This window comes from Thermosipho ferrireducens, from assembly GCF_017358165.1.
Lineage (GTDB): Bacteria > Thermotogota > Thermotogae > Thermotogales > Fervidobacteriaceae > Thermosipho_B > Thermosipho_B ferrireducens.
The window spans coordinates 1,025,249-1,038,672 of record NZ_CP071446.1; the positions used below are offsets into that span (position 1 = coordinate 1,025,249).

General features: G+C 34.0%; 16 protein-coding genes. 10 read left to right on the forward strand and 6 right to left on the reverse strand.

Annotation, left to right across the window (positions count from 1 at the left end; all coding sequences use genetic code 11):
• Positions 1-225: 225 nt before the first annotated feature.
• Positions 226-906, forward strand: coding sequence for a 16S rRNA (uracil(1498)-N(3))-methyltransferase (locus tag JYK00_RS05085; protein WP_207565853.1), 681 nt, complete (start codon positions 226-228; stop codon positions 904-906).
• 23 nt (positions 907-929) lie between these two features.
• Positions 930-1,289: a hypothetical protein gene (locus JYK00_RS05090; protein WP_207565854.1), complete on the forward strand. Its 360-nt coding sequence runs from the start codon at positions 930-932 to the stop codon at positions 1,287-1,289.
• 45 nt (positions 1,290-1,334) lie between these two features.
• Here the strand turns inward: JYK00_RS05090 and JYK00_RS05095 are convergent, their stop codons facing one another.
• Genes JYK00_RS05095 through JYK00_RS05105 form a run of 3 tightly spaced genes read right to left on the reverse strand, consistent with a single transcriptional unit; the run spans position 1,335 to position 4,586 of the window.
• Positions 1,335-2,477 carry an NAD(P)/FAD-dependent oxidoreductase gene (locus tag JYK00_RS05095; RefSeq protein ID WP_207565856.1) on the reverse strand — a complete coding sequence of 381 codons (1,143 nt, stop codon included), beginning with the start codon at positions 2,475-2,477 and terminating at the stop codon, positions 1,335-1,337.
• A complete protein-coding gene (locus tag JYK00_RS05100; protein WP_207565857.1) occupies positions 2,470-4,275 on the reverse strand; it encodes an FAD-dependent oxidoreductase in 1,806 nt (601 codons plus the stop codon). Before JYK00_RS05100 ends, JYK00_RS05095 begins: the two co-directional genes overlap by 8 nt.
• Positions 4,269-4,586 carry a (2Fe-2S)-binding protein gene (locus JYK00_RS05105; protein ID WP_407701715.1) on the reverse strand — a complete coding sequence of 106 codons (318 nt, stop codon included), beginning with the start codon at positions 4,584-4,586 and terminating at the stop codon, positions 4,269-4,271. The genes JYK00_RS05100 and JYK00_RS05105 overlap by 7 nt, the downstream gene beginning before the upstream one ends.
• Before the next feature lie 190 nt (positions 4,587-4,776).
• Here JYK00_RS05105 and JYK00_RS05110 point away from each other — a divergent pair, with 190 nt between their 5' ends.
• From JYK00_RS05110 to JYK00_RS05145, 8 genes are all read left to right on the forward strand, one after another.
• Entirely contained in the window at positions 4,777-5,160 is a 384-nt protein-coding gene (locus JYK00_RS05110; RefSeq protein ID WP_207565858.1) for a methylglyoxal synthase, read from the forward strand.
• A 13-nt stretch (positions 5,161-5,173) separates the two neighbouring features.
• Positions 5,174-5,977 (forward strand): HAD family hydrolase, encoded by an 804-nt coding sequence (locus JYK00_RS05115; protein ID WP_207565859.1) that lies wholly within the window; start codon positions 5,174-5,176, stop codon positions 5,975-5,977.
• Positions 5,978-6,023: 46 nt separating this feature from the next.
• Complete coding sequence (locus tag JYK00_RS05120; RefSeq protein ID WP_228288112.1) at positions 6,024-6,650, forward strand: hypothetical protein; 627 nt, start codon at positions 6,024-6,026, stop codon at positions 6,648-6,650.
• Between the two features lie 42 nt (positions 6,651-6,692).
• Entirely contained in the window at positions 6,693-7,988 is a 1,296-nt protein-coding gene (gene asnS / locus JYK00_RS05125; protein ID WP_207565860.1) for an asparagine--tRNA ligase, read from the forward strand.
• Positions 7,989-8,144: 156 nt separating this feature from the next.
• Positions 8,145-9,623, forward strand: a complete 1,479-nt coding sequence (locus JYK00_RS05130; RefSeq protein ID WP_207565861.1) for a UDP-N-acetylmuramoyl-L-alanyl-D-glutamate--2,6-diaminopimelate ligase — start codon at positions 8,145-8,147, stop codon at positions 9,621-9,623.
• Positions 9,620-10,087, forward strand: a complete 468-nt coding sequence (locus tag JYK00_RS05135; RefSeq protein WP_207565862.1) for a hypothetical protein — start codon at positions 9,620-9,622, stop codon at positions 10,085-10,087. The genes JYK00_RS05130 and JYK00_RS05135 overlap by 4 nt, the downstream gene beginning before the upstream one ends.
• A 55-nt stretch (positions 10,088-10,142) precedes the next feature.
• Positions 10,143-11,030 (forward strand): phospho-N-acetylmuramoyl-pentapeptide-transferase, encoded by an 888-nt coding sequence (locus JYK00_RS05140; RefSeq protein ID WP_207565863.1) that lies wholly within the window; start codon positions 10,143-10,145, stop codon positions 11,028-11,030.
• Between the two features lie 152 nt (positions 11,031-11,182).
• A complete protein-coding gene (locus JYK00_RS05145; RefSeq protein ID WP_207565864.1) occupies positions 11,183-11,914 on the forward strand; it encodes an MraY family glycosyltransferase in 732 nt (243 codons plus the stop codon).
• Here the strand turns inward: JYK00_RS05145 and JYK00_RS05150 are convergent.
• Genes JYK00_RS05150 through JYK00_RS05160 form a run of 3 tightly spaced genes read right to left on the reverse strand, consistent with a single transcriptional unit; the run spans position 11,810 to position 13,240 of the window.
• Positions 11,810-12,691, reverse strand: a complete 882-nt coding sequence (locus JYK00_RS05150) for a DUF1385 domain-containing protein (RefSeq protein ID WP_207565865.1) — start codon at positions 12,689-12,691, stop codon at positions 11,810-11,812. The two genes, JYK00_RS05145 and JYK00_RS05150, sit on opposite strands and share 105 nt — an antisense overlap.
• Before the next feature lie 31 nt (positions 12,692-12,722).
• Positions 12,723-12,956: a hypothetical protein gene (locus JYK00_RS05155; RefSeq protein WP_207565866.1), complete on the reverse strand. Its 234-nt coding sequence runs from the start codon at positions 12,954-12,956 to the stop codon at positions 12,723-12,725.
• 8 nt (positions 12,957-12,964) lie between these two features.
• Positions 12,965-13,240: a stage V sporulation protein S gene (locus JYK00_RS05160; protein ID WP_207565867.1), complete on the reverse strand. Its 276-nt coding sequence runs from the start codon at positions 13,238-13,240 to the stop codon at positions 12,965-12,967.
• Positions 13,241-13,424 lie beyond the last annotated feature (184 nt).

Consider the following 13,424-nt stretch of genomic DNA (forward strand, 5'->3'; position numbering starts at 1 on the left):
AATTTTGAATATTCAAAGTCTCTGCCAGTAGAATGTGAATTGTTTTATTAAGTTTGTTAGGTAAAAATTTCTCGTTGTTACGTTTTGTGAAACGAATAAGAAAATATTATATTATCAAATGCTAAACGTTAATTTTTTTAACAAAAATATTTATTTTGAACAGTTTATTTCGTGGTATAAGTTTAGTATAATTTATTTTAGGAAAAGTTTTGAAGGAGTGATTAGATGCCAAACATTTTTTTTGGAAATACTAAATATGATATAATATATTTCGACAAACATGAAACAGAACATTTAAAAGTGCTTCGAATTAAATTAGATGATATAGTGGAATGTACAGATGGAAAAGGGAATTTGTATAAGGTGAAAATAAAAAAAATAGGTAAAAAGGAATCTTTTGGAGAAATAGTTGAGTCTAAATATGTAGGTAATAAAGTTAACATTAAATTAACTTTTTTTGCTCCAGCTGGTCGTTGGGAAAGGTTAAGATGGTTGCTGGAAAAATCTGTAGAATTGGGAGTGGATAAAATTTATATAATGCATACGGAATATTCTAATAGAAAATATTTTGAAAAAATGGAAAAAATCAATCTGGTTGTAAGGGACAGTTGTAAACAGTGTGTAAGGTATGTTTTTCCTGAAGTTCGTGCGATAAGTTTTTCTGAAGTAACAAAGTTTGCTCCGAAATCTACTTTTTATCTGGATTTTAATGGAAAGCGATTTCCAGAACAATTCACAGGTGATGTTGGTTTAATAGTTGGACCTGAAGGTGGATTTTCTTCTCAGGAAAAGGAAATTTTGCAATCCAGGTATATTCCAGTCTCACTTGGAGATAAAGTGTTAAGATACGAAACGGCAGCCCTTCTCGGCCTTGGGATGTTGGCATATAAACTTTCGAAAATTTGATGAAAGGAGAAAGGGGTGGAATTATGAGAAATAGTGAAAAAATGATGTCTTACGTAAAATATGAGCATGAGCTTGAATCTGAGTATAGAGAGAGACTAACAGAGGCGAAAAGAAAATCGGAAGTAAGAGAAGTGTTTGCAGATTTTGTATTAACGTTATTGGAAAAGATAGGAGAAAATATTGATAGCTCCTTTAGAGAGTATATCACTTTTTCAAAAGATGGATATGGATTCCATGGAAGGTTAAAGGAGGTAATGGAAAAATACTTTGAAAATAGCGATTTAAAAGCTATTATAGATAGATTTTATCATACAGCATTTCATCGATATTTAAAAATAGAGAATGATGAAAATACAAATTATTTTAATATGAGAAATGTTTAGGTTAAATAATGTCGAAAAAGGGTGGTCATTTTTGACCACCCTTTTTTATACTACATTTTTCTCAATTTCTGTGGCTTTTGATAAACGATCTGTGTTCAGGTGTGATATATCGTTGTGAATGGATTTTCCAAAGGTTATTAGCTCTGCTACAGCTTCACCGACAGCAGGGGCAAGCATAAATCCGTGACCCGAGAATCCTACTGCGTAATAATACCCTTTTATGTCTTTGCTTTCTCCTATTATGGGCTGGGCATCTGGTGACATATTGTATTCACCTGACCAGTGTCTTAAGATCCTTAAATTTTTTAAAAACGGAAAAATACGTGTCATTTTTCTGGCCATTTCTTTTTCAAATTTAAAAGTTACATTTTCATTTATGCCGGGCTTCTCGTCTTTGTCACCCTGTCCCATTATGAATTGTCCATGTAAAGCCTGTCTCATATAAAAGTTACCTGAAAAACTGATAGCCATGAATGGGAAGAAATATTCTAAAGGCTCTGTTACAAAGATCTGGTGCCTGTAGCTTTCTGTTGGAATATTAAGATTTGCCATTTTGCCTACATCTTTTGACCATGCGCCTGCGGCGTTTACAACTATTTCACATTCGAAAAATCCCTTCGAAGTGTGAACTCCCTTAACGGTTTTGTTTACAATATCTATTCCAAATACCTCTGTGTGCGTGAAAATATCTGCTCCCATTGTTTTAGCGGCTTTTGCGTATCCAAACGTTGCTTTATGTGGGTTTGCGTGACCGTCAGTCTGGCAAAAAGTTGCCAGAACAAGTTTTTCAGTGTTTATAAATGGATATTTTTTCTTAACAGTTTTTGGGGATATGATTTCAACATTAAGGCCTTCTTCCCGCTGTAATTTAACATTTTTTTCGAACTGTTCAGCTTCCTCTTCAGAATAGGATAAAAGGAGATAACCTCCCTGAGTATATTCAATGTCCATTCCTATATCCTCTTTGTATCTTTCAAACAGCTTTACACTTCGCATAGCCAATTTTACATTTGCTTTTGTGCTCCATTGCTGACGAATTCCTCCCCCGCATCTTCCAGTAGCTCCAGATGATAAATATCTTTTCTCAAAAATTGCTACGGATGTTTCTCCCAATCTGCAAAGATTGTAGGCAATAGCAGTTCCTATTATTCCACCACCAATTATACAAACTTTATATTTTTTACTCATTTTTATCATCCTCTCCATTTAGTATAGCTTTAAATGAAAGAGGGATACTGGGAGGCCTGTATCGGCCGGAATCCAGTTCACTTATAGGGATTCCTGTTTTTTCTGAGATTATCGATAGCGTTTGTAATCTACAAACACGTCCTCCACAGGGCCCCATGGAAATTCGGAGATAGCGCCGTAACTCTTCAAAATCTGTAAAGCCCTCTTCTATGGCGTCTTCAATTTCTTTACGTGTTATGCTTTCACATCTACAAATAATTTCTTCATAGTTTTTCACTATTTTTTTGAAATGTCTGACATCATTTTCAAATCCTTTAGGAATGTTAAGAAAGACTATATGAGTGTGGAATCTATTGTTTTTCACTATTTTTTCAACTTTTCCATAACCTATTTCATTACCGTTTTTATCGAGCAAGATAACTTTTTCGTTTTCATCTGGTAATTCAAATTCATATGGGATACCAACAATAGAACTTTTTTCAAATTCCTGGATAAGGAATATAGCAAGGCCCGGGCATTTTGTGACACATATACCGCAGCCAATACATTTATCATAGTCCACATGAGGTATGCCATTTATATTTTCACCTACAGTTATTGCTCCAGTCGGGCAGGAAGTTTCACAGGGATTACATGGGATATTTTGCGGGCATTCTATTTTTACACGTAATTTTCCAACAGGTTCTTCGTTGTTCTGAATTTTTGTTCTATAACCTCCTTCGGAAAAACTTATATTAAAATGTTTAAGGCCTTCGCGGACTTTTTGCGAGAAAGGACCTTTTCTAAATTCGACAAGTTCTCGTTTCATTTTGGTAATTTGTTCAGAAAAATCTTTTCCTGTTATTTTTTGAGCAATGTTGTAACCTGCAATATAACCTTCTATCATAGCTGTTGTAGCTTCTTCTATACTTGCAAGATCGCCAGCGATATAAACATTCTCAAGGCTGGTTTTCATATTTTCGTCCCTGTATGGAACATATCCTCCAAGTTTTGGAACATATTCTATTCTGGCTCCGATTTGTGCAGCAAGTTCAACATTAGGTTGTAAGCCCACTGCAAGGCAAATGGTATCAACGACAAATTCACGTTCAGTTCCAGGAATTGGCTTAAAACTTGCATCCACTTTTGCAATTATTGCCCCATTGACTTTTTCCTCACCAATTGCCTCTACAATAGTGTGGTTCAATATTATAGGAACTCCCATACGTTTAATTTTGTTAGCATGAACTGCATAACCACCAACTTTAGAAGAAGCCTCTATAATAGCTTTAACGTTAGCACCTGCCTGCAAAAGTTGATATCCAAGGATGAGTCCAATATTTCCGGCACCGATTATTATGAAATTTTTCCCTGGAAGAGTTCTATATTGATTCATCAAAGTTTGAACCGCTCCAGCACCATAAATACCAGGTAAATAATTCTTTTTAAAGGAAATAAATTTTTCTGAAGCACCTGTAGCGATAAGTATGTAATCAACTTTTAGTTCCTGAGTCTTTTCAAGTTCTCTATTATAAAGAACTATAGCATCTTCGTATATACCTGCGACTGTTGTTTTTAAAAGTAGCTTTACCCCATTTTTTCTGGCGCGTTCTATTAAAATTTTCCCTATTTCAAATCCTCTTAATGAGGCAAAAAATCCTTCATGTCCAAAAAATTTATGGGTTTGTTTTGGTAATTGACCCCCAGGTTCTAAACCTTCATCTACAACGAGAACATCCACACCATTTTCAGCCATTGCGATTGCTCCACATAAGCCTGCAGGGCCAGCTCCGATAACTAATGCCTGATGTTTTACCATGTTGGTTTCCCCTTTCCTTTTTGTCGTTTAACTTTTATCCCGTTTTTTACAGGAGTTATACACGCTCTTATGTTCGGGATACCGTTGACTTCTACAAGGCAGGATGAACATTTGCCAATTGCACAGAAAAGTCCACGAGGTTTTCCTGAAGAGGAGAATCCAAATATGTCTATTCCGTTTGCTATTAATGCGCTTGCAATGGTGTCATCAGGATAAGCTTTTAACTTTTCTCCTTCAAAGAAAAATTCAATTTCTTCCCTGTGGTCGGTTTTATGTCCGAGTATTGGATGGTCAAGTACACGTCTTTTCAACACCAATCCCCCCCTGGTATTTTTAAAGATTGTACAACTTAATTATATATTTTTGATGTAATAAAAGTGAAATATAGAGCAAAGGAGCATACCGTAATATTTGCGATGTTTTTGGCCAGAAATGTTTTTTTTAGCCATTTGAGAAAGATTGATGGTATAATGTTTTTGAAGAGGAGAAGGAGGGGGTGCAATGTTAGAAATAGCTTTAATAGCTCACGATAAGAAAAAATTAGATCTTGCGATGTTTGTAAAAGAATGGAAGGAAGTATTTGAGAAATGCGATTTATATGCTACAAGATCTACAGGAAGAATTTTAGAAGAAAAAATAGGACTTTTAGTTAATAAAATGGAATCAGGTCCATATGGTGGAGATTTACAAATAGGTTCATTAATTGTTGAAGGTAAAATTAACTTTGTTATATTTTTGAGAGATCCGTTGACTGCCCAACCTCATGAACCAGATGTATCCGCATTGTTAAGGGTTTGTGATGTTCATAACATTCCACTCGCAACAAATCTTGCAACTGCAGAAGGGCTTGTGCTTGAGATAAAAAAGAAATTAGAAAAAATTTAGCGGGAGGTAAAAAATGGTTTTTGTTTTCGATCTTGATGGAACATTGCTTTTAAAAAACTACAGAATATCTGAAAATATGACAGGAATAATAAATAAGTTAGATAGAGATGGACATGTTGTTATTTTTGCAAGTGGGAGAATGTTGATTTCTGTAAAAAAAATAATTTTAAGCCATTTCAAAAAAGAATTTCCAGTAATCGCATATAACGGTTCTATTGTCTGGCATCCTGAAAAAGGTATTATTTTTGAAACGGGGTTAGATTTTGATACAAGTGTTAAAATCATACAGTTTTTGAGAGAGAAAAAAATTCACAGGCAAATTTATATAAATGATAAGTTGTATTCAGAAGAAGACAATGATGAAATAAAGATGTATGCCAGACACGCGAATGTTGATTATTATTTGTGCGAAGATTTATTGGAATTAATTAAAGACGAAAAGAGAAAGGCTACTAAGATTCTTGCAATTGGTGAGCCTGATATGCTGGATAAAATAAAAAAGGATTTGACTGATTTCAAATTAAGTGTGGATATTTTTAAGAGTATGAAAAATTTTCTGGATATAGTTCCACGTGGAATTAATAAAGCAGTTGCTTTGAAAGTGATGTTGGAAGAATCTGGAAAAGAGAATGAAAAAATAATAGCTTTTGGAGATAACCATAACGATGTTCCTTTATTTGAAGTAGCAAATGTTGGAGTTGCTGTAAAAAATGCGGTTAAAGAGTTAAAAGAGGTGGCTGATTATGTTGTACCGTCCAATGATGAAGATGGTATATATAGCTTTTTTGTTAATTTCTTCCCTGAGCTTATCGATTGATATTTCTTTCGCTCCACTGCAAGATATACTAAAAAACGTGTCTTTAATGACCTTGGGGAGCCTGGGCGATTTAACTCTGGCATTTGAAGCGGGTTATTATACAGGCGTTATTTTAAAAAGTAAAGGATATGACTATTATGTTATAGGAAGTCTTGATACTTTAAGTCAGGACGACGCAACTCCTTTAAATAGAGTTAATGCATCACCGTTTATAACTGCTTATGTGTATGAGCTCATGGGAAAGGGTTTGTCAGCTGCGGGGGTTGTACCAATAATTGATGGACGTGGAAAAATAGAAAAATCTATTGTGGTGTCTCTTGTAACCAGAAAGGCTATGTTTCCTGTTCTTGTTGAGAATCAATCAAAAAAATTGTATCTGGAAAATCTTGGATACAAAGGTAGAATCTTAATTTACGATAGTTTGGAAAGCTCTGTTGAGAGGTTAAAATTTTTCTGGACACCTATATATAATAGACAGGACATAGAAAAAACAAGATTAGAGATATTGCTGAATTCAATAGTTATGATTTCCAGAGGCGGGGATGTTCACGTAAAGGAGCCTTTTGTTAAAGATGGGATATTGGTTTTTTCAGATGAGCCAGAAATTATTTCAAGAGCTTATGATGTATTAAAAGGTTATGAAACAGCACCAGGAAGGATTCCATGGAAATGATGATTAATAGTTATAAATGTCGATAGTTTGGAGGTGGCTTTCGTGTGGGTTTATGTTAAGGATTTGAAAAAACATATAGGCAAAGAAGTGGAATTGAGAGGATGGGTATGGAGAAGTAGAAGTAGTGGAAAAATTGCGTTTGTAAACCTGCGGGATGGTACAGGGATAGTTCAGGTTGTTGTAGAGGCATCCAGTGTATCGCCAGAAGTTTTTAAAAATACTAAAATGTTAAGATTGGAATCTTCACTTATAGTAAGGGGTAAGGTAAAAGAAGAGCCTCGGGCTCCAGGTGGTATTGAAATATTTGCAAGTGAAGTTGAACCCATTCAGATTCCTAAGGATGATTTTCCCATACAGAAGCCGGATCACAGTATAGATTATTTAATGGAACACAGACATCTCTGGATTCGTTCAAGGCGACAGGTGCACATATTAAATATCAGAGATGCTGTGTTAAAGGCAATAAGAAAATTTTACTGGGAGAGAGGTTTTGTTCAGGTGGATACTCCCATTTTTACCGGGGCAATTGGTGAAGCGGCTGGTAATTTATTTGAATTAGATTATTTTGATTACGGTAAAGTATATCTTGCACAAACTGGTCAGTTATATCTTGAGGCTGCCTGCATGGCTTTAGGAAAGGTGTACAATTTAGGTCCAACATTTAGAGCGGAAAAGTCAAAAACAAGGCGCCATTTAATAGAATTCTGGATGAACGAGGCGGAAGTGGCTTATTATGAACATGATGACAATTTGAAACTTCAGGAAGATTTAGTAAGTTATATAGTTAAATATGTGATAGAAAACGCTGGAGAACATTTGAAGGCCCTTGGAAGAGACATTACAAAACTTGAGAAAGTAGAAGCACCTTTCCCGAGGATTACTTACACTGAAGCGGTGAAATTTCTTCAAAAGAAAGGATACGATATTGAATGGGGAAAAGATTTCGGTGGCGATGAGGAAACTGAAATAGCTAAACAATTTGAGAAACCTGTTTTTGTTACACATTATCCCAGAAAAGCCAAAGCATTTTATATGCAACCTGATCCGGATAATCCAGAAGTGGTCTTATGTGATGACTTACTTGCCCCTGAGGGTTATGGAGAGATAATAGGAGCTTCTCAAAGAATACATGATTATGATTTGCTTTTAGAAAGGTTAAAAGAATTTAATTTACCTGTAGAAGCTTACGACTGGTATCTTGATCTCAGAAAATTTGGAACAGTTCCTCACAGTGGATTTGGATTGGGAGTAGAAAGGACTATTGCATGGATAGCGGGACTTGAGCATATTAGAGAAGCCATACCTTTTGCAAGAACACTTTATAGAGTTTATCCATAAAGGCGAGTTTTCTCGCCTTTTAATGTTAAATACATTTTATGATTTATCAAAAATCTTTTAGTTTAAACTGTTTCTAAATATTTACTCTTGAATAATTTAAAAAATCATTATATAATATTAACAAGACACTACCTTCCCTTTAAGGAGTGATAATTTTTGAATATTTCCACCCTTTTAGATTTGTTACAGCCTCTTATTTTAAAAGTTAATTGTGATAATAACTTAGAGATTTCTCACATTTCTTCGGATTCTCGAGAGGTGAGAGAGGGGACGCTTTTTATATGTCGTGAAGGATATTCTTTTGACTCCCATGCGATAATAGATAAAGTGTACCAGCAAGGAGCTACAGCCTTCATAGTTGAAAAGGATGTTTCAAAAGAATTTCCACATATTCAGGTTGTTGATTCAAGAATTGCAGAGGCAGTTTTAGCAGGTGAGTTTTATGGAAAACCTTATGAAAAACTTATTACTTTTGGTGTTACTGGAACAAATGGTAAAACTACATGTGTGCATTTATTTCATCATGTAATGCATATGTTTGGAAACAGAGGAAGTATTAGCGGAACAGTGATGAATGACATCATGGGAGATAAGTTTTATCATCAAAATACCACACCAAGTGCCATTGAAATTCTTAGAAACATGGCAAAAACGTTGAATGATGGAGGAGAATATTATGGAATGGAAGTTTCTTCCCATGCACTTGATCAGTATAGGGTTGAAAGTATAAGATACGATATTGTTGGATTAACTAATATTACCAGGGATCACTTGGATTTTCATATTACTTTTGAAAATTATAAGAGAGCGAAGCTCCATATTATTGATTTGCTTAAACCTAACGGAATAGCGGTAATAAACTATGATTATTTTAGTGATGTAAGAAACGGTAATTTGCGCATAATAACTTTTGGAACAAATAGTAAAGCACATTACGTGATAAAGGATGTTAACACTAATTGGTCAGGTACAAATTTTATTCTTGAAACACCTTATGGGGCTAAAAGAGTTTATACACAACTAATAGGAGGATACAATGCCTACAATGTAACCCTGGTTATTGCTGGTCTTGTTGAAATCGGTTATGATATAGATGAAGTAATAGAAGCTGTGAAAACCTTTAGAGGCGTGGATGGACGGTTTGAAGTGATTCCAGAAGCGAAAAAACTGGGAATAGAAGTGGTAATTGATTTTGCCCATACACCAGATGCCCTGGAAAAGGTTATAATATCTTTGAGAAAGCTTTCAAAAGGAAGGATAATAGTAGTTTTTGGTGCAGGGGGCCAATCAGATAAAGGAAAAAGACCAATGATGGGGGAGATAGTTTCAAAATATGCTGATATAACCATTGTAACAACCGATGATCCAAGGGGGGAAGATCCAAGAGAAATAATCAGTGATATTGAGAAAGGATTGATTCCAAACAGTTTACATTTATCTATTATCGATAGGAAAGAGGCCATAGATACTGCTATAACGCTTGCGAATAAAGGAGACGTTGTTCTTATAGCCGGGCGTGGTCATGAACCTTATCAGGTTTTTGATGATCACCGAAAAATCCATTTTAAAGATAGAGATGTTGCCATGGATATAATTCTTCATAAAATAAATAAGGGAGAAAAAAGTTTTAGATGAAAATAATAGGACTTCTGGGGTTAAGTGCCGAACTTATATGTAAATACTCTGGAATAAAAATACCTGTTTTTTCACATGAAGATTTAAAAAAGTCGAAAACTTTATATGAGAACGTTCCTTTTGGATTTGTGGAATTTAAGGAAATTAACGATGCAAGAAAAAGTAATGGTGAAAAAATAGATTATTTAATTGCAAAAAAAGATCTTATTCATTTAAAATCGGGCAAAATAATCGATTCCGATGTTGTAATAATTAGGGACATTGCAAACTTAGAAATAGCAGGCTTTATAGGTATAAATTCCGGGGATTATAGTATTGCAGATTTTAAAAGTTCTGATAATTTTTTTAGATATATTGTAAAAATGAGAAACGAAAAAGGAATATTTATTTTCAGAAAAATGCTTTCTAATGATGAAATCCTTCATTTTTTGGTATCTGTTTTTCTCACAGCGGAATTATTATAAGAGTGGAGGGGGTAGAATTTTACCTCCTGAAATTTTATTAAAAGGAAGGGATGAAATGGAAGCATATTTTATAGGTTTATCGTTTGTTCTTGCGGCGATTCTTTATCCTTTATTTATAAGGATGTTAAAGATAAAAAACATAGGTCAATATATAAGAGAAGAAGGTCCAGATCTACACAATTACAAAACAGGAACTCCCACAGCTGGGGGAATTTTGTTTATTTTAATTTCAGTATTATTCGGAGTTATATTAAAAGTTCCCCTGGTGTTTTTGCTTTCCCTATCGCTTTTCGGCCTTATTGGATTTATGGATGATGTAGCAAGTATTTATAAAAAAGATGCGTTAGGTCTCAAAGCCTGGCAAAAATTTTTATTGCAAATTATTTTTGCTTTTGGACTTGTAAGTTTAGAAAGTACAAAACCGATTTTTGGAGTAGAAGTTTCAAGAACTTTGTATAATATTTTCTGGATTTTTGTAATAGTGGGAGCTTCGAATGCTGTAAATCTTACTGATGGTTTAGATGGTTTGGCGGGCTGGGTGTTTATAACAGCTATTTTACCATTTGGATTTTTGAAACAGGACATTTTCGCAATAATAGTGGCTGCGGCAGTATTGTCTTTTTTGCTTTATAATACAAGACCAGCTTCTATTTTTATGGGAGATACTGGCTCACTTGCTCTGGGAGCGTTTCTGGCAACATTTGCAATGCATTACAACGCAGAAGACGCGTTAGTATTTACATCCACTATATTTATTGTAGAGACTCTTAGTGTTATTATACAGGTTTCTTCTTTCAAACTTTTTAATAAAAGACTATTTAAAATGTCTCCTATTCATCATCACTTTGAGCTTCTGGGATGGAAAGAGGAGAAAATTGTTGGGATATTCGCAGGAATTAACTTATTGATTGCTTTAACTTTCATTGTTTACAAGATGTGGTGATTTTGGTGGGATATATTTTATTCACTTTATCGTTAACGTTTACTGTGATATTTTATTGGGTGTCCAGAAAACTGAATGTTTTTATAGATTACCCTACCGATAGGAAAAATCACCAAAAGCCTACTCCGCAAATAGGAGGTATTGTTTTATTTTTGGTTTATCTTGTCACCGCAGTAGTTAACAATAGAAACCTGGATTTAGGACTTATAGCGGCTTTCGCTGCGGGATTTTTAGATGATATGTTACATTTAACGTATAAGTTAAAATTTTTTTTAGGAAGTGTTGTGGCATTTATATTTGTTTTACAAAATGACATGACTCTATTTAGTTTCCATGGAAACCTGGTATATATAATTACGTTTTTCTGGTTTCTTGCTGTAACTAATGGATTTAATATGGTTGATGGGTTAAATGGACTTTCTACCGGAATTTTTATCATTTATTTTTTATTGACGGGAAATGTGACGTGGATATGGACTATATTCCCGGTATTTTTATTTAATATTTATGGGAAGATTTTCCTTGGTGATTCAGGAACGTTTTTTCTTTCCTATATGATCATAAAATTTTCCACAGAAATAAGCAATGATCTTTTGTATCTAACAATATTTTTTGGTTATCCTTCATACGAAGTTGCTTCCAGTTTTTTGAGAAGAATATTTTCAAAGAAAAATCCATTTTTAGCAGATCGCGGACATCTGCATCATGTGTTTACAAAGAAAATTGGTGAACGTTTATTCCTGGTCATGGCGTATTCATTAGCGTTGTTTTTTGGTGTTTTACCCCATAAATTCTATAGTATCATTATCTACATTGGTGTTTGCTTTTTTATCTATTCCTTCCAGAGAAAATTTGAGAGCGGCAATAGCCACTTCAATTTGTGAATTATCGGGCTCAGCAGTTGTAAGCTTTTGAAGGATTAGTCCTGGAAATGATAAAAAACTCAGGAATTTGAATTTGTCAAAAAATTTTAAAAACTCATACGATATAGAGGCAACAATTGGTATAAACACTATTCTGATTAATATTCTTTCCAATCCATTGAGTGGTTTGTAAAATCCAAATAAACTAAAAATTATAACAGCTACAATTAAAAATATCATTATAAAATTTGTTCCACATCTTGGATGTATGGTGGTATATTTCTTAACGTTTTCGGGTAAAAGCTGTTCGTTTTTTTCAAAAGCATGTATAGTTTTGTGTTCCGCTCCATGGTATTGAAATACTCTCTTTACATCTTTAAAAAAGGAAATAACCCAGACGTATATGAGGAAAAAAGATATTCGTAGAAAACCATCAACGAGCGAAAAGGTAAATTCGTTATTTTTAAAACCCAAAAGTTGTGTTATCCACACAGGTAATATAACAAAGAGTCCTATACCTAAAACTAAAGCTATTAGAAATGAAAAAACTGTTTCTGATTTTTTCATTTCTTCTCCCGTTGCTATTTCTGCAGAGCGATCCAGGGCCTTTATGCCAAAATATAAAGAATAAAAAAGGCTGAAAAGTCCTCTAATGAACGGAATTTTAAGAAATTTTGTTTTTTTGATTTTTCCTATCTCTTCAGTGACAATTTCACCATCTTTATTTCTAACAGCGATTGCTACTCGTTTTCCCATCATTAATACACCTTCAATGATTGCCTGACCACCTATTTTCATCTTTTCCCTCCATTTCCAATAGAAAAGGGTGCTATTTGCACCCAATAAATTCTAAAATTTTTAACGCGTTCTTATCTTTTAAAATAACTTTAAAAAATTTGTAGGCCTCTTGATCTTCTTCACTGTTTTTTAATAAAAAATACTTGCGAACTTTTATCGCAAACTCTTCTTTTTCTTCTGGAGTCATTTTCGCAACATCTTTTACTATTTTTAACAATCTTTCATCTTTTTTACATGCATCAGAAATAGCTCTGAGTTCATCCATTAATTTTTTTATCCAGCCTTCTTTTTAGTTAAATATACTTTAAATGAAATACCCGTTCTCGTTTCTCCATCAATTTCAACCTCAATAAACCCTGGAATTGCATAAAGATCCTTACCATCTTCTGAAAGGAATCTTCTTGCTACTGCCAAGGCTTTAGATGCCTGGTTTACGGCACCTGCTCCTATCGCCTGAAGTTCAAGTTTTTCGTTTTTTGAAAGTGACCCCACAATAGCCCCCGCAACTTTGTTAGGATTGGATTTTGAACTAACTTTAAGAGTTTCCATAAATCTACCACTCCTCCTTGATATGATGAATTAGAAAGACTGTTAATTTCCTATGGGTATATTTTAACATAAAATTACAAAATGTCAAAATTTTAAAAAGAATGTGTAATGAAATAAGATTCTTGTTAACTAATTTACAAAGTTGACTTCTTAAAATATTTAAATGAAAAGGTAAAAAACAGTG

Bases quoted from the DNA above. Each gene is read 5' to 3' on its own strand.
- JYK00_RS05095 (WP_207565856.1), bottom strand. From the start codon at position 2,477: ATGAGTAAAAAATATAAAGTTTGTATAATTGGTGGTGGAATAATAGGA.
- JYK00_RS05160 (WP_207565867.1), bottom strand. From the start codon at position 13,240: ATGGAAACTCTTAAAGTTAGTTCAAAATCCAATCCTAACAAAGTTGCG.
- JYK00_RS05115 (WP_207565859.1), top strand. From the start codon at position 5,174: ATGGTTTTTGTTTTCGATCTTGATGGAACATTGCTTTTAAAAAACTAC.
- JYK00_RS05155 (WP_207565866.1), bottom strand. From the start codon at position 12,956: ATGGATGAACTCAGAGCTATTTCTGATGCATGTAAAAAAGATGAAAGA.
- JYK00_RS05135 (WP_207565862.1), top strand. From the start codon at position 9,620: ATGAAAATAATAGGACTTCTGGGGTTAAGTGCCGAACTTATATGTAAA.
- JYK00_RS05085 (WP_207565853.1), top strand. From the start codon at position 226: ATGCCAAACATTTTTTTTGGAAATACTAAATATGATATAATATATTTC.
- JYK00_RS05140 (WP_207565863.1), top strand. From the start codon at position 10,143: ATGGAAGCATATTTTATAGGTTTATCGTTTGTTCTTGCGGCGATTCTT.
- JYK00_RS05100 (WP_207565857.1), bottom strand. From the start codon at position 4,275: ATGGTAAAACATCAGGCATTAGTTATCGGAGCTGGCCCTGCAGGCTTA.
- JYK00_RS05150 (WP_207565865.1), bottom strand. From the start codon at position 12,691: ATGAAAATAGGTGGTCAGGCAATCATTGAAGGTGTATTAATGATGGGA.
- JYK00_RS05120 (WP_228288112.1), top strand. From the start codon at position 6,024: ATGACCTTGGGGAGCCTGGGCGATTTAACTCTGGCATTTGAAGCGGGT.
- JYK00_RS05110 (WP_207565858.1), top strand. From the start codon at position 4,777: ATGTTAGAAATAGCTTTAATAGCTCACGATAAGAAAAAATTAGATCTT.
- JYK00_RS05090 (WP_207565854.1), top strand. From the start codon at position 930: ATGAGAAATAGTGAAAAAATGATGTCTTACGTAAAATATGAGCATGAG.